The sequence below is a fragment of the Chengkuizengella axinellae genome, assembly GCF_030730905.1.
Lineage (GTDB): Bacteria > Bacillota > Bacilli > Paenibacillales > KCTC-33759 > Chengkuizengella > Chengkuizengella axinellae.
On the sequence record NZ_JAVAMP010000002.1, the window covers coordinates 1 to 21,823 of the forward strand.

The 21,823-nt window shown below is 36.0% G+C and carries 15 protein-coding genes and 3 pseudogenes; 12 read left to right on the plus strand and 6 right to left on the minus strand.

What is annotated here, in order from left to right; all coding sequences use genetic code 11:
• Together Q5Y73_RS05595 and prpB are read left to right on the plus strand one after the other, a co-directional pair.
• Positions 1-1,249: bifunctional 2-methylcitrate dehydratase/aconitate hydratase (locus tag Q5Y73_RS05595; RefSeq protein WP_305990885.1), on the plus strand; the 1,249-nt coding region annotated here is incomplete at its 5' end.
• A 131-nt stretch (positions 1,250-1,380) separates the two neighbouring features.
• Complete coding sequence (prpB, locus tag Q5Y73_RS05600) at positions 1,381-2,319, plus strand: methylisocitrate lyase (RefSeq protein ID WP_305990886.1); 939 nt, start codon at positions 1,381-1,383, stop codon at positions 2,317-2,319.
• Positions 2,320-2,724: 405 nt separating this feature from the next.
• On the opposite strand, the gene Q5Y73_RS05605 is transcribed toward prpB, so the two are convergent.
• A complete protein-coding gene (locus Q5Y73_RS05605) occupies positions 2,725-4,419 on the minus strand; it encodes a M3 family oligoendopeptidase (protein WP_305991612.1) in 1,695 nt (564 codons plus the stop codon).
• Between the two features lie 233 nt (positions 4,420-4,652).
• On the opposite strand from Q5Y73_RS05605, the gene Q5Y73_RS05610 reads away from it, so the two are divergent.
• Both Q5Y73_RS05610 and Q5Y73_RS05615 read left to right on the plus strand, forming a co-directional pair.
• Positions 4,653-5,522, plus strand: coding sequence for a DNA/RNA non-specific endonuclease (locus Q5Y73_RS05610; RefSeq protein ID WP_305990887.1), 870 nt, complete (start codon positions 4,653-4,655; stop codon positions 5,520-5,522).
• 64 nt (positions 5,523-5,586) lie between these two features.
• A complete protein-coding gene (locus tag Q5Y73_RS05615) occupies positions 5,587-6,174 on the plus strand; it encodes a GNAT family N-acetyltransferase (protein WP_305990888.1) in 588 nt (195 codons plus the stop codon).
• A gap of 244 nt (positions 6,175-6,418) precedes the next feature.
• Here the strand turns inward: Q5Y73_RS05615 and Q5Y73_RS05620 are convergent, their stop codons facing one another.
• The 3 genes and pseudogenes from Q5Y73_RS05620 to Q5Y73_RS05630 form a co-directional block, all read right to left on the minus strand.
• Complete coding sequence (locus Q5Y73_RS05620; RefSeq protein ID WP_305990889.1) at positions 6,419-7,030, minus strand: FMN-binding negative transcriptional regulator; 612 nt, start codon at positions 7,028-7,030, stop codon at positions 6,419-6,421.
• 735 nt (positions 7,031-7,765) lie between these two features.
• Positions 7,766-8,260, minus strand: coding sequence for a choice-of-anchor J domain-containing protein (locus Q5Y73_RS05625; protein WP_305991613.1), 495 nt, complete (start codon positions 8,258-8,260; stop codon positions 7,766-7,768).
• A 117-nt stretch (positions 8,261-8,377) separates the two neighbouring features.
• Positions 8,378-9,529: pseudogene (locus Q5Y73_RS05630) on the minus strand (S8 family peptidase); the annotation flags it as partial.
• A gap of 384 nt (positions 9,530-9,913) precedes the next feature.
• On the opposite strand from Q5Y73_RS05630, the gene Q5Y73_RS05635 reads away from it, so the two are divergent.
• The 7 genes from Q5Y73_RS05635 (at position 9,914) to Q5Y73_RS05665 (ending at position 20,013) form a co-directional block, all read left to right on the plus strand.
• A complete protein-coding gene (locus Q5Y73_RS05635) occupies positions 9,914-11,092 on the plus strand; it encodes an acetyl-CoA C-acetyltransferase (RefSeq protein ID WP_305990890.1) in 1,179 nt (392 codons plus the stop codon).
• 70 nt (positions 11,093-11,162) lie between these two features.
• Positions 11,163-12,014: a 3-hydroxybutyryl-CoA dehydrogenase gene (locus tag Q5Y73_RS05640; RefSeq protein ID WP_305990891.1), complete on the plus strand. Its 852-nt coding sequence runs from the start codon at positions 11,163-11,165 to the stop codon at positions 12,012-12,014.
• A gap of 96 nt (positions 12,015-12,110) precedes the next feature.
• Complete coding sequence (locus Q5Y73_RS05645; RefSeq protein ID WP_305990892.1) at positions 12,111-13,244, plus strand: acyl-CoA dehydrogenase; 1,134 nt, start codon at positions 12,111-12,113, stop codon at positions 13,242-13,244.
• A 29-nt stretch (positions 13,245-13,273) separates the two neighbouring features.
• The gene (locus tag Q5Y73_RS05650; protein WP_305990893.1) at positions 13,274-14,413 is read left to right on the plus strand and encodes an acyl-CoA dehydrogenase; all 1,140 of its coding nucleotides are present in this window, start codon (positions 13,274-13,276) and stop codon (positions 14,411-14,413) included.
• A 59-nt stretch (positions 14,414-14,472) separates the two neighbouring features.
• Positions 14,473-17,724, plus strand: a complete 3,252-nt coding sequence (gene icmF, locus Q5Y73_RS05655; RefSeq protein ID WP_305990894.1) for a fused isobutyryl-CoA mutase/GTPase IcmF — start codon at positions 14,473-14,475, stop codon at positions 17,722-17,724.
• A 195-nt stretch (positions 17,725-17,919) separates the two neighbouring features.
• Complete coding sequence (locus tag Q5Y73_RS05660; RefSeq protein WP_305990895.1) at positions 17,920-18,396, plus strand: hypothetical protein; 477 nt, start codon at positions 17,920-17,922, stop codon at positions 18,394-18,396.
• A gap of 579 nt (positions 18,397-18,975) precedes the next feature.
• Positions 18,976-20,013: a serine hydrolase domain-containing protein gene (locus Q5Y73_RS05665; protein ID WP_305990896.1), complete on the plus strand. Its 1,038-nt coding sequence runs from the start codon at positions 18,976-18,978 to the stop codon at positions 20,011-20,013.
• 342 nt (positions 20,014-20,355) lie between these two features.
• On the opposite strand, the pseudogene Q5Y73_RS05670 reads toward Q5Y73_RS05665, so the two are convergent.
• Positions 20,356-20,735, minus strand: a pseudogene (locus tag Q5Y73_RS05670) (transposase); the annotation flags it as partial.
• Positions 20,736-20,822: 87 nt separating this feature from the next.
• A pseudogene (locus tag Q5Y73_RS24785) lies at positions 20,823-21,374 on the minus strand (M23 family metallopeptidase); the annotation flags it as partial.
• Positions 21,375-21,539: 165 nt separating this feature from the next.
• Between Q5Y73_RS24785 and Q5Y73_RS05680 the strand changes: the two are divergent.
• Entirely contained in the window at positions 21,540-21,755 is a 216-nt protein-coding gene (locus tag Q5Y73_RS05680; RefSeq protein ID WP_305990897.1) for a hypothetical protein, read from the plus strand.
• Positions 21,756-21,823: the final 68 nt, after the last annotated feature.

Consider the following 21,823-nt stretch of genomic DNA (forward strand, 5'->3'; position numbering starts at 1 on the left):
GCCAGGGACAACAATAGAACATGGGGTTCGTGTACCGGGTACCCAATTTGAATTAGATCCTGTACAAGGGGCATTTAATATTGGAACCATGATTCGGTGGTTGGATTATAACGACACTTGGCTGGCGCAAGAATGGGGACACCCTTCGGATAACTTAGGTGCGATTCTGGCAGTGGCAGATTACATGAGTCGTGGGAGACTAGCAGAAGGAAGAGCACCATTGATCATGAAGGATGTGTTGACCGCATCGATTAAAGCCCATGAAATTCAAGGTGTCTTAGCGTTAGAGAACAGCTTGAATCGAGTGGGACTGGATCATGTATTGTTTGTGAAGGTGGCATCCACGGCGGTAGCCGCAACGATGTTAGGTGGTACTTTAGAGGAAGTCATGAATGCGGTTTCAAATGCTTGGATTGATAATGCTAGTCTTCGAACGTATCGTCATTTTCCAAACACAGGCTCAAGAAAATCTTGGGCAGCAGGGGATGCAACGAGCCGAGCAGTCTGGTTGTCCTTGATCGCGAAAAAGGGAGAAATGGGATATGCAACTGCACTGACAGCGGAAAAATGGGGATTCCAGGATGTATTGTTTAAAGGGGAGCAGCTCACGCTTGCACGTCCTTTGGATTCATACGTCATGGAGCAGGTATTGTTTAAAGTCTCTTTCCCGGCGGAGTTTCATGCGCAAACTGCGGTAGAGTGTGCTTTGAAGCTGCACGATGAAGTGAAGGATCGTTTGGATGATATTGATAAAATCACGATCAACACGCATGAGGCTGCCATTCGTATCATTGATAAAAAAGGACCATTAAAAAACCCAGCAGATCGAGATCACTGCTTGCAATATATGACGGCGATAGGATTGATCTTTGGGGATTTAACGGCAGAGCATTATGAAGAAGAAATCGCGGTGGACCCACGCATTGATGGATTACGAGAGAAAATGGTCGTAGAGGAAAACGAGCAGTACAGTGTGGATTATTTGGATGGCGATAAACGCTCCATAGCAAACGCCATACAGGTTCATTTTAAAGATGGGAGCACAACGGAAAAGATCGCAGTAGAATATCCATTGGGTCATCGTAAAAGACGTAGCGAGGCAAAACCAAAATTAGTAGAGAAGTTTGAACAAAACTTAGCGACTAGGTTCCCAACTAAAAAAGTAGAATCGATCGTTCAGCTATGTATGGATCAAACACGATTAGAAGAAACAGCTGTGCATGATTTTATGAAATTATTTAAAATTTAGTATTATAACCTCTTTGAAAAGAACTACAATAAATCTCTCTCAGTAGGCTTTAATCCTCTACTGAGAGAGAATTATAATTTTTATGAGTATGAATGGCAATATGACATCGATAGTGTAATAGGAGGGTTAGAATGGCATGGTTAATAGAAGAAGGTAGTACTCAGTCTGAATTAGCACAGAGATTTAAGGACCTAATGAATTCAAATACAATTCTTAAAATACCAGGTGTCCACAATGGAATGGCTGCATTGATTGCTAAAAGTGTAGGATTCCAAAGTTTGTACTTATCAGGAGCTGCCTACACCGCTAGCCGTGGATTGCCAGATTTGGGTATTGTAAGTTCAGATGAAGTTGCAACCTGTGCTCGTGACTTAATAAGAAATACAAATTTACCCTTATTAGTAGATATTGATACAGGTTTTGGTGGAATATTGAATGTTGCTCGCACTGCTAGAGAGATGGTAGAAGCCCGAGTAGCAGCTGTACAAATAGAGGATCAGGAATTACCCAAAAAATGCGGTCATTTAAATGGTAAAAAGCTAGTTTCAACTAGAGATATGATGCAAAAAATTCGTACCTTGAAAGAGGTTAGTCCTTCTTTGATTGTGATCGCTCGTACTGATGCTAAAGATGTTGAAGGGATGGAGGCAGCTATAGAAAGAGCAAACTGTTACGTAGAAGCAGGTGCAGATGGTATTTTTCCAGAAGCATTAAGATCGGAAGAAGAATTTCAAACAATGAACCGATTTATAAAAGCACCATTGCTAGCAAATATGACTGAATTTGGGAAAACACCTTACTATACTGCAAAACAATTTGAGCAATGGGGATATCAAATGGTCATTTATCCAGTTACATCGTTAAGAGTTGCAGCTAAAGCGATGGAGCAAGTTTTTACAGAAATTTTGGAAACAGGCACCCAAGTTAAATCCCTTAAAAAGATGCAAACGAGAGAAGAACTGTATGATAGAATTCTTTACTATGCTTATGAAGATTTAGATGAGAGTATTGCCCAAACTATACTGCCTAGAGATAACCATCCCATCAAAAATAAAAATAAGGTAAAATAATTCCTCTATTTTCATTTCACAAGAAAGTTCAACGAGTTTTCTATCATTTTATTATATTAGATTCGATAGGGATTTATTAAGTGAACAACTGTTTAATAATAAAGTGGATACTTATGTTTATCTATGAAAATCAGAACAATTAAGTATCCACAATAGGTATTAAATTGTAATATTAATAGGATTTGATCTTTCTTACATATACTTTTTGCGGGATGTTCTAATCCCGCAAAAGTAATAGGTCGATCATAACCTGCCACCTCCATGTGGCAATTCCGACACCAGTTCATCCATGAACTAGGAATTCTAAGAAGATTTACATCACTTTTGTAGGTATGTTGTTAATGTGGGGTCCCGAAAAGTATTCGGATTTCTCTCCAAAGAATCTTCTTCACTTTTTGGGGTGCTTTATAGTTGTTTGTCATCCACTTCATTTAACCAAGCCTCAATCTCACCTACTACGGACTGAACACAACCATTCTCAAATGGTGATATCAAACTTGCTTCGGTTACAAGCTCTACAAATGATTTACTTCCCCCTAATTTACACAAGTGTAAATAATCATCCCATGCTTCAGCAGGGTTTTCAGCTGATCTTTTCCAAAATTGCAAAGCGCAAATTTGAGCTAGGGTGTAGTCAATATAGTAAAATGGAATTTTGAATATGTGGGATTGTTTGTGCCAAAAACCTCCATTTTCTAGATACTCATTGTCATCATACATGCGATGAGGCAAATATGTTTTTTCAATTTCTCTCCACTTAGCTTTTCTTTGCTGTGGAGTAGCTTGCGGGTAATCGTATACAAAATGCTGGAACTCATCAACAGCTACACCATATGGTATAAACAAAATAGCTCCACTTAAGTGAGAGAACTTATATTTCTCGGTGTTTTCTTCAAACAGCAATTCCATCCATGGCCAAGTTAGAAATTCCATGCTCATAGAATGAATTTCACATGCTTCAGCTGTAGGCCATTGATATTCAGGTATATTCAATGAACGACTCGTATAAACCTGAAAGGCGTGACCAGCTTCATGTGTTAGAATGTCTATATCATCTGAAGTCCCGTTGAAGTTAGCAAATATAAATGGAGACCCATACTCGTTAATATAAGTGCAGTAACCACCACCAGCTTTTCCTTTTTTACTAACTAAGTCCATTAATTCATTGTTGGCCATAAATTGAAAGAATTCATTTGTTTCAGGAGATAGTTCTTTGTACATCTTCTTCCCTTGATTAACAATCCATTCTGCATCACCTTTTGGAGCAGCGTTGCCAGTCTTAAAGTCAAAGCCTTCATCATAATTGTATAAATTTGGTACATTAATACGTTCTTGCTGTCTTTTACGAAGTTTTGTAGCTAAAGGTACAATGATTTCTCTAACTTGTTTTCTAAAGTTGGCAACCATCCTAGCATCATAATCTGTTCTCGTCATTCTGTTATAACCTAACTCAGTGAAAGTTTTGTATCCTAAGGATTTAGCGATTTTTGTACGTATTTTAACTAATTGGTCATAAATGTCGTCTATTTTTTCTTCATGCTCAACAAAAAAGGCAGTTCTAGCATTATCTGCTTTTTTACGAATAATACGATCAGAGGATTGGCTATAAGCACTCAGCTGTGTTAAGTTTAGCTCTTCACCTTCGAATTGAATTTTTGCTGACGCCATTAATTTAACATAATCACTAGATAATTTATTTTCTAATTGTAGATCTTCGATAATTTCAGGTGAAAAAGTTTTTAATGTCAGTTCAGCCAAATCAAAGAGTTGCCTACCGAATTTTTCTTCTAGTTGATCACGGAACTTTGAATTTACTAATGCTTTATATAATTTACTCGTTATATCCTGCATAATCGGTGTGTTTTCATCCATAAATTCTTGTTCTTTTTTGTAAAACTCATCATTCGTATCCACAGTATGTCTTATGTATACTAGCTGACTCATAGAATCGAAAGAATTGCGGATATGATTTATTTTATTCATGGTCTGGATTTGAGCTTCTGCATGGTCTGCATTTTTAAATTGCTGTAACAATCCTTTGAACTGTTGTTTAATATCTTCTAAATTAGGTCTTACATATTCCATTTCACTAAATTTCACACTATTTTTAAATTCCATAACATCCATCCATTTCTGTTCGAATTTAAATCCACTATATATATATTCCATATAAACGTTGAATTCCTCCCTCATTTTTAATTCTTTTTGAAAAGGGGGAATTGACAACTAGTTTATTTTTCATCATGGTCTGGAAACACTTAATAACAATAACAACCATAATATATGTCATAATATTCTAATTCGCGTTATACTTAAAATAGGAGGGATTTTAAATGAGTATAAGTATAGGTTTTGATCCCAATTTCTTAGGTGAAGATTTCATGATAAAAGTTCCAAGACTTATTGGACAAACGAAAATAGATGCATTAAATGATGGAGAAATGTTTCACTATACACATTTTTCTTTAGTGATGAATAATAAGCGTAGATTTTTAGTTTATGGAGCTAACAATGTAGATAAAAATACAATGAAAAATATTAGGCGAGGCGATGACTGGCACTTTTGTGAACGGATTGGTGTTGAGAATCAGATTGGGAATGAATTGTACCGCAATAACCCTTGGGACCGAGGACATATGGTTCGCAGAAGAGATGTATGCTGGGGGAGCATAGAAGAAGCAAAACAAGCAAATTTTGATTCATTTTGCTGGGGGAATATTGTTTTACAGCACGGTGAAATTAATCAAGGGATATGGAATCAAATTGAAAACTGGATTTTAGAACATGAAGATAATTATATGAAGAAAATCTCCATATTTACGGGTCCTATTTTTACAGATCAAGATAGAGAATACTGTGGAGTAGATCAAAAGTTGGATTGTGGTATCCATATACCAGCTGGATTTTGGAAAGTCATGTTTTATGTAAATAGAAAAAGAAAGCTGCGTTCGTTAGCCTTTGTAATTAAGCAGGATGATTTTTGGTTTAATGAGTATGGAAAGTTGTTTAAAACGATTGAAAATTATCAGGTTCCACTCAACATGATTAGTCAAATTACAGGTATTGAGTTTGAGGATGTTTTATATGAAACGAACCCATTATTTTTTTGGGGGAACCAATTTACATTTACTAATAGTATAAGTACTCCAGAATTTTATAGTATTCGTGACAAAAAAGATCTAGTGATCATGCGTGAAAGATAATTGGAATCGATGAAACATTATATAAGAAACTTAGAAAAACAATGAACACAAGACGGAGGAATATATGCAACTCAACATGATAGAAATAGTAGGCACTAAGGTTACACTAAGAGATTTAACAGAAAAAGATGTTCAGCTAATGTATTATTGGAATTACGAGGCGGAGGATAGAGAGCATATAAAGTGGAATGGCCCATACTATCCAAGACCAGAAAAGACGCTAGAGCAATTTGTAGAAGATCATAAAAATGATTTACTAAAAGTAGGCACTGATCAACCGAGGAAAGTTTTAGTCATTGAAGTGAATGGTAAGCTAGTTGGTACAGTCGGTTGGTATTGGGAGGATGAGTGTACAAACTGGCTCAGTAACGGCATTGTCATTTATGATTCAAATTATTGGTCAGGTGGTTATGGAACAGAGGCCTTTTCATTATGGACGGATTATATTTTTGAACATATGGACGTTGTAAGAGTAGGAATATCTACTTGGTCAGGTAATGAAAGAATGATAGCGTTGGCCAGTAAAATGGGTATGAGCATGGAAGGTAGAATTCGAAAAGCTAGAATCGTTGATGGGGAGTATTTTGATTCAGTTAAGATGGGGATGTTACGAGAAGAGTGGGAAGCTTTGAAAAGGGGAACTAGAAATTGAAAAAAGTGAGACTATGCCATGAGATTATCTATGAATAGTGAAAATGTGTTAGGACTGGAGATCAAAGACTAACATTGATTACTTAGAAACGATTGAAAATGAAGACTTGGAGTGGGAATATCATGAATAAGTTTAGTATTGCAAGTAAGGGGAATTCCTGTTCATAATGGAGTTCCCCTTTTTTTAAAACTATATGTAGAGAAATGTTCGAGCATAGTTTCAAATATATTGGTGAATCCATACTCTAGTGATCTGATAGGCTTTTCTCCATCGCATCAGCAATTTGAATAGACTCATGTTGATTGGTTGTTCTTAATCCATGAATCGCATTCTTCCTTCTTTCAATTGGATGATTTTGATTTAACTTAAATTTACATTGTATGTTCTTAATTTCAATTTCAAATCCTACTATATGCTTCACTAAATTTTGGTTATATTCAGAAGAAATATCAACTTTCCAAGGGGTTTCAAATCCGGATTCATATGTATCCACCATCGATTCTAGTTGGTTCATGACTGTTTCCCCATTATTTTGAATAACAAACTTACCATAAATGTGTACGGCCATATAATTCCAAGTAGGTACTGTATTTTCTTCTGCGTACCACTGTGGAGAGATATAAGCGTGAGGCCCTTGAAATATTATTAAAACCTCATCTCCTTCTAACTCCTTCCACTGTTGATTGGCTCTTGCCATATGTCCATATAACTTCTTGGCTTTTTGATCAATAGAAAAAGGTAAATGTGAAGCAGAAAGTCTATCATGACTGGAAATTAACATGCCAAAGCTATTTTGTTTTAAAAATTCATAAATTTGTTGTTCATCTTCTATTTTAAAGTGTTTTGGTGTGTACATTTGTTTACCTCCTAATCTAGGATTTGTTTTTGATTTTTTTAAGAATCTAATTGATGGGATTACGTGGTTTATAAGTACAAGCAATGATCCGCCGTGTGGTTCATAAATAGCACTATCAGTTTCACCGGTAATCTTAGAAAAACTGATTATTCTTTTGGGTTAAGAGTCGTAAAGGATTTTCACGCCCTTTTACCTCACGGCTCTTTTATTTTTAACTCAACATTCTTTAAAGAATCCTTTTCATGAACAAGTGAGACTACAATTAATTCCTATAATCATTAGCAATATACTTAAGAAATATGGTACTTTAGCAGCTATATCTTCGAGAGTTGTTGCAAGATATCCTGGAGGTTTAGACCATTCTTCTAGATGTGGAACTTAATTAACATTTGCTAAATGAATCCTGAATCAAACCAAATAAAATTGTACCAGAAAGAATGAATACACTTCCGATATACCTAAAAGATTTAAACAAGAAAACTTCCTTTCTTAATTCACTTTTCTATTGAATATATTACCATATTATTTCTAGCAAAGATTCATTAAATCACAATTCTATTTCACCTTAAATTAATGCCAAAACAGTGTTGAAATTAGTATATTAGAAGCTTATAAACAAACAAAATCCTAAGCTCACACTAATCTGAGCTTAGGATTAAAATGAATGACTTTTATAATCAAAGAATTAGATTAAGGGTTAAATAAGATAGATTGTTCAAATGATATTCATTGTTTCTAGTCTACTTTTGGTTCCAATAATGCGTTAACTGTACTCTGTTCAATTTTTACATCATCTACTCCAGCCTCTACCAAGCTGCCGCCAGCAGCATCCGCAGCTTCAAATTGCAGCTGAATGGTTTGACCTGCATAGGCAGATAAGTCTATTGTTTGATTAGACCAATTTGCATCTTGATCAACACCTGCACCAAGTTCTTCAAAAAGTGTAACCTCATTTCCATTTGCTTGGATAACACTCAAGCTGAAGAAATCCGCACTGGTGGCATTTGAATAATGACTAAAATAACTTGAGAAAGTTAAAGTTAAGTTTCCGTCTGCTGGTAAAGTAATTTCAGGAGAAAGAATCGATGTATTTCCATTATCTATATCATTTGCCCCAACGGAGCTTCCGGCACTTGCACCAGTTACCAGTCCAAAACTTCCACTAGTTGTCGTTCCTAATTGTTTGCTTCCACTGTAACTTGTAGATTGAGGATTAGCTCGTTCCCACATTCCAGTAGTAGCAGAGTCACTACCGTTAGGATCTGAAGTCCATCCTTTATCAGATTCAAAATCATCTTCAAACACTACAGTTGGATCTGGATCGGGATCAGGGACGTCCCCTCCACTAACTGCACTAAATGCATTAATTCTACCATGTTCCCAATAAGTACCTGTACCTGGAATTGGGTCTGCTGTACTTTCAATGGCAGCTCTTATTTCAGTATTTGATAAACCTTGAGATGCAAGCAAGCCAGCTAAACCTGCTGTATGTGGTGAAGCCATTGATGTTCCGCTTAATGAAGTGTAACCTCCACCAAGCTGAGTTGACATAATATCCTCACCAGGAGCAGCTACATCTACCCAATCACCATAAGTAGAAAACCATGCTATATCATCATTTGAATCTGTAGCAGCAACTGCCAATGAATTTGTGTAGTAAGCAGGATAATGTGGGTTAGAAGTACCTGCGTTTCCAGCCGCCGCTATAACTACTACACCTTGATTCCATGCATAGTTAACTGCATCTTCAACAGCGCTTGAAGGAGACGTGCTTCCTAGACTTAAGTTAATCACATCTGCGCCGTTATCAGCTGCATAAGTAATTCCATTAGCAACACCAACATTTGTTCCACTTCCAAATTGATCTAATACACGTACTGCCATGATTTGAACATCTGGAGCAACACCAGCAACACCAGTTCCATTATCAGTAATAGCTCCAACTGTACCTGCTACATGAGTTCCGTGTCCGTGCTCATCGGAAGCATCACTGTCATTATCTATGAAGTCATAACCTTGTATAACCTTTCCTGCTAAATCCTCATGATTATCTTGCACTCCAGTATCGATAACTGCCACTACTACATTTGAGCTGCCAGTTGTGATGTCCCACGCGCTTTCAGCTTCCATAATTTGAGGTCCATATTGGCTGCTTGAATAAAGTGGGTCATTAGGAATAAAAAGAGCTTCATATTCAACAATAGCTTCAGCGTATTCAACATCTGCTCTGTTTTTATAGCTTTTTAATGCTTTTTCTACAGATTTTCCTTTTACTTTTACAACTTCAAAGTTAATTTGTTCGTTTGTCATTGTAATCTCAGCATTTTCTTCTAGATGGATTTGGTTTTTCTTTTCTTTAGAAGTTTTTTCTTTAAATTTAACTATGATTTCACTTTCTTCAGCTTTAGCGTTGTTCGATTCCGCTGTAGCGCTTGATACGGCTAAAGTAAAAATGAGTGCAATAGCCATAATAACAGAAAAAAACGATTTTAATTTCATTGATTACCCTCCGAAAATATATTTTTGTTATAAAAGCCATCCTTTCTATCTATCTCATTAACCCCAGGTGACACATTTACAAAATATTAATAATAATGTAAAAATATTACATAATTTTATATTTTTTTAACCATTTTGATGATTATGCATGTGCCTTTTATTCGCTCAATGTATTAAATCTATCCCTTGTTAATGAAGCAGTTAATTGATACATAACCAATGCACCACGTTAAATTGGTAAAAAAAATAAAAAATGAAATATATTACTATTTTTCTTCTTTTCATATATAATAGAATTATAGAAGTTATTTAACTGCATCACGATGGAAGCGCATACATTATAAATATAACCTTATCATCCAATGGAATTAAGGAGGATTTTTTATGGGGAAAACAGTGATATTAAGTGCAGTTCGCACACCTTTTGGGAAATTTGGAGGGAGTTTAAGTTCTTTAAAAGCGGTCGAGTTAGGCGGTTTTGCTGTTAAGGAAGCGCTAGTTCGTGCTGGAATGAAACCAGAAGAAGTAGATGAAGTTATTTTGGGCTCTGTTTTGCAAGGGGGACAAGGACAAATCCCGTCACGACAAGCTGCTCGATTGGCTGATATACCTTGGGAAGTGAAAACGGAAACGATAAATAAAGTTTGTGCTTCTGGATTAAGAAGCATTACTATAGGAGACCAAATTATCCGATCTGGAGATGAAGATGTGATTTTGGCCGGTGGTATGGAATCCATGAGTACTGCACCTTATTTTATGGAAAATACTCGCTGGGGATTAAGGATGGGAGACAGCAGTATGAAAGACCTCATGATTCATGATGGTTTGACCTGCAGTTTTTTTGGTGTGCACATGGGGACATATGGGAACGAGGTTGCAGAAGAATATGGAATAACTCGTGAGGAGCAGGATGAATGGGCTTATCGAAGTCATATGAAAGCACTAGCAGCGATCGAAGATGGGAAGTTGGCCGAAGAAATTGTTCCAATAGAAATTTCAGATCGTAAAGGTAAGACCTTAATCATAGATACAGATGAAACGCCAAGAAAAGATACATCATTAGATAAGCTCTCAGCATTAAAACCTGTATTTGGACATACAGGAACGATTACTGCTGGAAATGCCCCTGGTGTGAATGATGGAGCAGCTGCACTTGTATTAATGGATGAAGAGCGGGCTCATAATGAAGGCAGGCAACCTCTAGCAAGGATATTAGGACATGCGGAGGTGAGTGTTGAAGCAAAAGACTTTCCAAAAACACCTGGACTTGTTATTAACAAACTATTGAAGAAAACTAAGAAAACAGCAGAGAATATTCATCTGTTTGAAATTAATGAAGCCTTTGCAGCAGTGGCCTTAGCAAGTCAGCAAATTGCTTCTTTGGATGCAAGTAAAATCAATGTGAATGGGGGAGCAGTTGCTCTTGGACACCCTATTGGAGCAAGTGGTGCAAGGATAGTCACCACATTAGTTCATGAGTTGAGAAGGCGTGGTGGTGGCTTAGGAATTGCAGCTATTTGTAGTGGTGGAGGACAAGGGGATGCGATTTTAGTAGAAGTATAACGCTTAACATGCTCTTTATTAACATAGATTCATATATCTTGGATAAATCATGATGGAGAGGAGTTTATAAATGGATATTCAAAAAATTATGGTCATTGGGGCAGGTCAGATGGGAGCCGGGATAGCACAAGTTTGTGCGGTGTCAGGGTTTCATGTTTTTTTAAATGATATAAATCAAGAGGGGTTGGATAAAGGGATTGAATCGATTGAAAAAAATCTTTCACGACAAGTAGCAAAAGAACGTATGTCGACCGAACAAAAACAGGCGGCAATAGATCGTATTACACCAGTCCTGAATTTAGAAGAGGCAAGTGGTGTTGATCTTGTAATTGAAGCAGCGATTGAAAATATGGAGATAAAATCAAACATCTTTGCTGAGTTAGATTCTATTGCACCGTCACACACGATCCTAGCAACAAACACATCCTCACTGCCAATTACAGAGATCGCAGCCGCAACAAACCGTCCTGAAAAAGTGATAGGAATGCATTTTATGAATCCTGTACCTGTCATGAAGCTAGTAGAAATTATTCGAGGTTTGGCAACGAGTGATGAAGTGTTTGATTTAATTGAGGATTTAACAAAAAAGCTGAACAAAGTACCTGTAGAGGTGAATGATTTTCCTGGGTTTGTTTCTAATCGAATTCTAATACCGATGATCAACGAAGCAATCTATACAGTGTATGAGGGAGTTGCAACACCAGAAGCGGTTGATGATGTGATGAAATTAGGCATGAATCATCCGATGGGTCCGCTGACACTAGCTGATTTTATCGGTCTTGATACATGTTTGTATATTATGGAGATTTTACATGACGGCTTTGGTGATGATAAATATCGTGCATGTCCATTACTTAGGAAATATGTGAAAGCGGGTTGGTTAGGTAGAAAATCGGGGAGAGGTTTTTATATATATGACTAATAGTCAAAAAATGTACAGAAAAAGGGTTGCCTACAGTCACTGTTAAATGATTTGTACTATTTTTGAATACAAAGTGAATGTTAGGGGGGATGAAAGTTGAACCTTAGATTTACTCAAGAGCAAGAAATACTACGCAAAATGGTTCGAGATTTTTCAGAATCGGAAATTGCTCCTTTTATAGATCGAATGGAGGAAGGAGAGTTTCCCAAAGAGATCATTAACAAAATGTCAGAGCTAGGTTTGATGGGGATTACAATACCTGAACAATACGGTGGAACAGAAATGGATTTTATTTCTTATATAATAGCTATTCATGAAATTTCTAAGGTAAGTGCTACGCTAGGTGTTATTCTATCTGTTCATACTTCGGTTGGGACTAATCCGATTCTTTACTATGGAACAGAGGAGCAAAAGAAAAGGTATATACCGAAACTAGCTTCTGGGAAATATTTGGGTGCCTTTTGTTTAACAGAATCTAGTTCTGGATCAGATGCAGCGAGTCTTAAAACTAAAGCAAAGAAACAAGGAGATTATTATATATTAAACGGTTCGAAGATGTTTGTGACTAATGGTGGTGAAGCAGACACGTATGTTTGTTTTGCAAGAACGGATCAGTATGAAACAGGAAGTCGTGGAATCTCTGCCTTTATTATAGAAAAGGATACACCGGGTTTAGTATTTGGAAAAGATGAACAAAAAATGGGGTTGCATGGGTCGAGAACTGTTCAATTGATGTTTGAAAATATGAAGGTTCCAGCAGCAAATTTATTAGGGGAAGAAGGAGAGGGCTTTAAAATTGCACTGGCTAATCTGGAAATCGGTCGAATAGGCATTGCCGCACAGGCATTGGGCATTGCAGAAGCAGCGCTAGAACATGCTATAAAGTATGCCAAAGAACGTGAGCAATTCGGCAAGCCAATTGCGGATCAACAAGGAGTTGGGTTTAAGTTGGCAGATATGGCTACGCTTGTAGAGTCTGCAAGATTGTTGGTATATCGCTCAGCTGATTTAAAATCGCAAGGTTTACCGTGTCGGAAAGAAGCATCTATGGCAAAATTATGTGCATCCAAGGCAGCTATGGAAGTGACAACAGAAGCAGTTCAAGTATTCGGTGGTTACGGCTACACAAAGGATTATCCTGTAGAACGTTTTTTTAGAGATGCAAAGGTGACCCAATTGTATGAAGGAACTAGTGAGATCCAAAGGATTGTAATTAGCAAAGAACTTTAACACTTAATAGATGAAAGGTTGAATGAGATATGCATTTTAAATTATCAGAAGAACACCAAATGATTCAAACGATGATTCGTGATTTTGCAAATAATGAAGTTGCACATTCAGCGGCAGATCGTGATGAAGAGGAACGTTTTGACCGAGAGATTTTTGATAAAATGGCTGAACTGGGTTTAACAGGAATCCCATGGCCTGAACGTTATGGTGGTATTGGTATCGATTATTTAGCGTACTGTATAGTAGTTGAAGAGCTTTCGCGTGTATGTGCTTCAACTGGTGTTACATTATCTGCACATACGTCACTAGCTGGATGGCCTATATATACGTATGGAACAGAAGAACAAAAGCTGAAATATCTAAAACCAATGGCGTTGGGTAAAGCTATTGGAGCATATGGTTTAACAGAGCCTGCTTCTGGCTCAGATGCAGGAGGAATGAAAACAACGGCTAAATTGGATGGCAATCATTATATACTCAATGGTTCAAAGATATTTATTACAAATGGGGGTATTGCAGATTATTATGTTGTTTTTGCACTTACCGATCCTTCACAAAAACAAAGGGGAACAAGCGCTTTTATTATAGAAAAGGATTTTAAAGGTTTTTCAGTGGGGAAGAAAGAAAGTAAGTTGGGTATTCGCTCTTCACCTACTACAGGAATTATTTTTGAAGATTGCGTGGTTCCTAAAGAGAATCGATTAGGAGATGAGGGTGAAGGATTTAAGATTGCAATGAGAACATTAGATGGAGGGCGAAATGGAATTGCTGCACAAGCTGTAGGCATTGCACAAGGTGCATTGGATGCTGCAACGGAATATGCAAAAGAAAGATATCAGTTTGGCAAACCAATCATCCAACAGCAAGGAATTAGCTTTAAACTAGCAGATATGGCTACAAGTATTGAAGCTGCAAGATTACTAACCTATCAAGCGGCTTGGTTGGAGTCAGAAGGCATGCCGTATGGGAAAGAGTCTGCAATGTCAAAGCTATATGCAGGTGATACTGCAATGAAAGTAACAACGGAAGCGGTGCAAATATTTGGAGGATATGGGTATACAAAAGATTATCCTGTAGAACGTTATATGAGAGATGCTAAAATTACCCAGATTTATGAAGGGACTCAAGAGATTCAAAAATTAGTCATTTCAAGAATGTTAACAAAGTGATTTTGAATAAAAGTGTGAAACACGAGAAGACCTAATGAACAGCGAAGGGGGCATTCCTGTTGAGTAATGAAGAAATATATCGTCCACAAAATCATATTCGGTTCGTCACCGCATCAAGTTTATTTGATGGTCATGATGCATCCATTAATATTATGAGGCGAATATTACAGGCTAGTGGCGCGGAAGTGATCCACTTAGGTCATAATAGATCGGTAGAGGAAGTAGTGAATGCAGCCATTCAAGAGGATGTGCAGGGAATTGCGATCTCCTCTTATCAAGGTGGCCATGTGGAGTATTTTAAGTACATGTACGATTTATTAAATGAAAAGGGTGCTTCTCAAATTCGAATTTATGGAGGCGGAGGCGGGGTCATTATTCCTCGTGAAATGAAGGAACTCCATGATTACGGTATTGCGGGGATTTTTTCACCCGAGGATGGCAGAACATTAGGATTGCAAGGTATGATTAATAAAATGCTTGAAGAATGTGATTGCTCTACCATTCATTCAGATATATTAGATGAGATAGATAAATTAAACAATGGAGAAACAATTGCTATTTCTAAGTTGATCACCGCTGCTGAAATGCAAGTTAGTCAATCCTATAAACCAGCACTAGAGGCAATAGAGAGGGTGAAAGGACTAACTCAGCAGGTTCCTGTAATTGGTATAACAGGAACTGGAGGAGCGGGTAAAAGCTCACTTACCGATGAACTTATTCGTAGATTTATAAATGAAATTCCAAATAAAAAGATAGCTGTATTATCCGTGGATCCAACGAAACAAAAAACAGGTGGGGCATTATTAGGTGATCGAATTAGAATGAATGCCATTTTTTCATCAAGAGTTTATATGAGGAGTTTGGCAACTAGAGGATCGAAGTCTGAACTCTCTTTAGCTATTCATGATGCACTATCTGTTGTTAAAGCCGCAAACTTTGATCTTATTATTGTAGAAACGAGTGGAATTGGCCAAGGAGATGCGGAAATCTCTCAAATATGTGACCTTAGCTTATATGTCATGACAAGTGAATTTGGAGCCCCATCTCAGCTTGAAAAAATCGATATGTTGGATTTTGCAGATTTAATTGTGATTAATAAATTTGAGAGAAAAGGCTCAGAGGATGCAAAAAATCAAGTACAAAAACAATATCAACGCAGCCATATGTTATTTGACAAAGATTTAAATGACATGCCTGTTTATGGTACGATTGCTAGTCAATTTAATGATGCTGGCACAAATTCGCTGTTTGTTGCTTTGCTTGAAAAACTGAATCAAAAATTGAATTTAGATTGGTCGACTTCTTTAATAAAGGTTAAAGATGTTGAAAAGCAAAATATTATCATACCTAATGAGAGGAGATATTATCTAAGGGATATTTCAGATACAGTCAGGCGATATCATCAAAAAGCAGAAGAGCAGGAGCTTGCTGCTCGTAAATTGTTTCAAATTGAAGGTACAATTCATATCTTAAAAGAAAAAGATGGTGAGATTACGGACTCCCTGCAAGTTATTTCGGAGGAATATAACAATCAGTTAACTACTTCAACAAAGAAGATTTTAGCTCAGTGGAAGGACCAAAAACGGAAGTATGCATCAAAGCAATTTATTTCAAAAGTACGTGATAGAGAAATTGTTACTGAATTAACAACAACAAGTTTATCCGGATTACAAATTCCTAAAGTTGTTTTGCCGAAATTTAAAGATTATGGAGAGATTGTTCGTTGGGTATATAAAGAAAATGTGCCTGGCTCCTTCCCATATACAGCAGGAGTATTTCCTTTTAAACGTCAGGGGGAAGATCCAAAACGTCAGTTTGCAGGTGAAGGGACCCCTGAAAGAACAAATCACCGCTTTCACTTTTTATCGAAGGATGATAAAGCCAAACGATTAAGCACGGCGTTTGACTCCGTTACTTTATATGGAGAGGATCCAGATTTCCGACCTGACATCTATGGAAAAGTTGGGGAGAGCGGGGTGAGTATTTGTACACTTGATGATATGAATAAACTGTATGCAGGATTTGATTTATGTGCTCCAAGCACCTCTGTGTCCATGACGATTAACGGACCTGCGCCGATTATTCTAGCCATGTTTCTGAACACAGCCATCGAGCAGCAGGTACAAAAGCTAGAAGGAGATTTAAGTCGATCTTTAACAAAAGAAGAGTATGTCGATGAAAAAAATAAAACGCTGCAATCTGTGAGAGGTACGGTGCAAGCTGATATCTTAAAAGAGGATCAAGGGCAAAACACCTGTATATTTTCAACTGAATTTGCATTGCGCTTAATGGGGGATATTCAGGCCTATTTTATAGACAACAATGTTCGAAATTATTATTCTGTATCGATCTCTGGATATCATATTGCAGAAGCAGGTGCCAATCCAATTTCGCAGTTGGCTTTTACTTTATCTAATGGCTTTACATATGTTGAATACTATTTAAGTCGAGGAATGGACATTGATGATTTTGCTCCTAATTTATCGTTCTTTTTCAGTAATGGACTTGATCCAGAATACACAGTTATTGGTCGAGTCGCTCGCCGCATCTGGGCAACGGTCATGCGTGATAAATATGGAGCAAATGAGCGAAGTCAAAAGCTGAAGTATCATGTGCAAACATCAGGGAGATCGCTACATGCACAGGAAATTGATTTTAATGATATAAGAACTTCCTTGCAAGCATTGATGGCATTACAAGACAATTGCAATTCTTTACACACCAATGCGTATGATGAAGCGATCACTACACCAACAGAGGAATCTGTCAGACGTGCAATGGCCATTCAAATGATCATTACAAAAGAACATGGATTAACAAAAAACGAAAATCCGATGCAAGGATCTTTTATAATAGAAGAACTTACAGATTTAGTTGAGGAAGCTGTATTGCAAGAATTTGAAAGAATCAATGACCGTGGTGGAGTGTTGGGCGCAATGGAAACACAGTATCAGCGAGGTAAAATTCAAGAAGAGTCTATGTATTATGAAATGAAAAAACATTCTGGAGAGTTGCCGATCATAGGAGTTAACACCTACGTGAATCCGAATCCACCATCTGATGAAGAAGTGAATAACATGGAGTTAGCAAGGGCGACAAAAGAAGAAAAAGAAACACAGATACGTAATTTGGAAGATTTTCAACAGCGAAACAGCGAACATTCTAGTATTGCTTTAAATCGTCTGAAAACAAAAGCTATAAATGGAGAAAATATTTTTGAGGAATTGATGGATACGGTGAAAGTAGCCAGCTTAGGTCAAATTACTAGAGCTCTATATGAGGTTGGTGGGCAGTATAGACGCAATATGTAAAAAGTGATGAGTCCTTTTTGTTATGAAAGCAAAAATGAAAAGACCTAGTTTGAGTAGTTTTTTATTAAAACAGTTTATGATGTGTAACATTATAAAGACAATAAGTTACAGGGTAGATAAAGTAGAATTATTAGCTTTATCTATCCTTTTTTATGTTTTTCATTACATATTGAAAAAAATGCGAAAGCTGAGATCATGAATGTTTTAAATCAGTATTACACTGATGATTATTCAGAGACAATATTTAGTTGGTACTTCATTGAGGAGATGAATTATTATCAATTAAGAGCAACTGATAATTTTTTAATTAGTCACTACATTGTCTCCGTACAAAATGACGAAAATCTGAATTTTGAATTACATCAAGATATTGATAGTTATGAGTTAAAAGTTACTATACCAAGTAATTCTTTTTATTCTTTATTTCTGGGGACAGATGAAATAATTGACTATACCATTGATAAAAAAGATTATCTTATTACAACTGAAAATGAATTAAAAGCGATTTTTTTAAATAATAAAGATACTGATGAAATTCAAATCCCTCACCATCTATCAGTTATTACTAAATTAGAGCAATTACGAGTCAACAGTAGAGGTGATTTACGAGGGGATAGCCTAGTCAAGGCAACACAAGGTTGTTCACCAATACAATCATGCTTATTGTGTTGAGTATGAATTCTTAGGTTTACGGTGGATAGTATTAAAATAAATCTTGAGTGGGCAGAAAAGATACTTATTTAAAAGATTGTTTATTATAAAAAGTAGAGAAATTTTATGGTAAGTTTGATTATAATCATTTACTCTATTTAATAAAGATTAATGATGATTTATTGTTGATATTAGTAAATGTTCAAATGATTGTTAGGTTGAACTGAAACTACATAAATCCATCTGTTTGGTTTTTAAAAAGTATAGGCGGTGAAAAATGTTGATTTAGTAATAAATTATTAATTTTAAGAAAAGGAAAAATGTCAGTAAATTAAACGGATGTCATTTTTGTTTGTATAGAAAATAGAGTATTGTCAAGTATTCCTAGTGAAAGATGAAAAGGATTGAAACTTTGAAATACCACATAATCTTTAGAATACTGTAAATACAAGGCACAAGGCTAGAAATATCATCTTAATGTATTTAGTATACACTGTTATTTAAATTTACAGATATTAGTAAATTGGATGGAAGAGTTATCTTTATAGCCTAAGCTCGCTTTCTACTAGCCCATTTTACACTAAAAAAGGAGAGGTTATTTTGAAAAATAAAATTGAAAATATATTTACTGAATGGAATAAAAGCGGTGATTTTTCTGGGGTTTTCTCTGTTAGCAATAATAAAAGAGAAATAATCTTCGAAGCAGCATGTGGTTACAGGAATATGAGTGAATCTTTAGAAAATAACATTGAAACAAGTTTTGGCGTAGCCTCTGGAACAAAAATTTTGACAGGAATTGCTGTATGTAAACTAATTGAAGATCAAAATCTGAACTTAGATGATAGAGTTATAGAAATTTTAGATTTTAATTTTCCATATTTCTCTAATGGTATTACTGTCAAACATCTATTAACACATACTTCTGGAGTTCCCGATTACTTTGATGAAGAGATAACAGATGATTATGAATCCATTTGGAATGATAGGCCTGTTTATAAAATCACCGAATTAGAGCATTTCCTCCCTCTATTTCAGAATCAAAAAATGAAATTTGAACCTGGAACACGATATGCTTATTCTAATGGAGGTTATATACTGTTAGGTTTAATCATAGAAAAAGTTTCTGGACAATCTTTCAGAGGTTATGTTACGGAAAAAATATTAAAACCTTGTGGGATGAATAACTCCGGTTTCTTTAGAACAAACATGCTTCCTGCCAATACCGCATTAGGTCATATCTATGATCGAAATTTAGAAGGGTTTAGAACAAATATTTTTTCTATACCAATAGTTGGAGCTTCTGATGGTGGTTTTTACACAAATGCTAAAGACATGAATATCCTTTGGGATCATCTAATGAATAAAGATATATTAATTAAGGATATGAAAGATCAAATGTTATTACCGCATGTTTTTGCTGAACAACGAGGTGAAAATATTAATTATGGTCTAGGTGTGTATATAAATCAAATTGAAAAAGAAATTATGAACTATCATATCATTGGTTATGATCCTGGTGTTGTCTTTTTTTCTGTCTTTTACCCTAAATCAGGAATCATTGCAACTGCCTTAGCAAATACAGGACAGATAGACACCTATCCATTACTGGTGGAACTTAATAAAATAATATATTCATGATCTTCTTTAAAGAAGGAAAGTAAAACCTAAGAATGTTAATACAGTTTATATTTCTATAATGGTCCAAAATCACAATTGTTGGATAGAGTAATTTTATAATATTGGAACAGCACTTTCTGATGAATGTTTGGGTTGTTATGGGTGCAACTAAACATCAACTAAACATTATGTGTCATAATTAACAAGGGGAGGCAACAACTACATGAAAATCGTTGTTATAAGTATATTCGTACAAAATCAAGACTAGGTACTGGAGTTTTATTTAGAAAAGCTGGGATTTGTAAAAAAGAATATATTTGACGATGGGGTCTTAAATCTTTTTATTGATTATTATGGTATAAACTAGGTTGTAAATGTTTGTTTGCGTTTGAGTAAAGCATAAATCCAATGAATCAGCTTATTTGCACAAGCAATGACTGCGACTTTATGTGGCTTACCTTCCTCTAGCTTCTATCATAGAATTCTTTTAGTCTAGGATTCTGAGTGGTTATCAAACCACATTGTACAGCTGTATATAAAATCTGCCTCAATCTAGTTGAGCCTCTTTTCGTAATACGGTTAATTCTAGCTTTGAATTGACCTTATTCATGGACACTAGGATCAATTCCAGCAAAGGCAACGAGTTTCTTAGGGTTATTAAATCGATCAATTTCACCGATCTCGGAGATGATTGTGGAAAATCTTATTCTATCTTTATCTTTAGGAATGCCATTAAATACTTTACACCATTTTCCGTTCTGAAATAATTCATATTGTTCAAAAGCACAAGGCAACCCATTTGCAGTGACTATATCACTGCTATCCATAAGCTGAAAATGTAAATGGGGGCCAAAAGAATTACCTGAATGACCTACTTTACCGATAACATCGCCCTTTTTCACGCTTTGACCAACTGATACCTTAATTGACCCTGTTTGAAGATGAACTAATCCAGCAAATACATTGTCATCACATTTCATAATGATGTAGTTACCAGCAACAGATTGTAAATTGTCTTTGTTTGGATCGAAAGCGTGGGCAACTTTTGATGCTACATACAAGTCTGAAAGTAGATGCGCCCTTGCGCGCTCCTTGTAACCATCCTCCGACTTGACAATTATCCCATCACAAGGCGCATGCACATCTTTACCCCAACAGTAATAAGTATTTAGAGGAGCGCCTAAAAGAAAATATCGTAACGGATGAACACGATAGCTAGGCCAACCTTTTCTAGACCAATCCACTTGCAAAAAATCATAAGCATATCGTGTTCCAAAGCGGTTTGTTCCGTGGCTCGGAATTCTTTTTCCTGGAGTATTTGGAGAAAGCCACTCTCCCCTCAAAGGAAATTCTACAATTATCGGTTTACTCACTTTATACACTCCTTTCGCTGTGCTCAAGGCACAAATTAGTAATGAAATTTAATTCTTGTGTATATAGAGAAAGATATAATGATTTAGAAGGTTGATTGCATAAGAAGGTTTTTAATTTTTATAGAACGTACATTTCATGATTATGATTTATTAGAGTATAAATTGTGTCATAAAATGAGAGGTGATAGTAATTCAGTATCTTTAAAAATGATTATAACAAGTGGGATTGAAATCTGGGAACTATCTTTTAAAGGTGTGTCTAAACTACAAACCACTTACGTAGAAAGATTTACTGCAGATTATGATGATTGGATTAGTGAAGAAATTTTAAATATAGATGAAAAAACCTTATCTTTTAGGAATTGTTTTCCTCAGAAGCAAGTATTTTAATTTTGTCTGTAGAAAAATCATTTTACAGTGTCTGAACTATTTTCAGCAATATGGAGTCAATTTTTAAG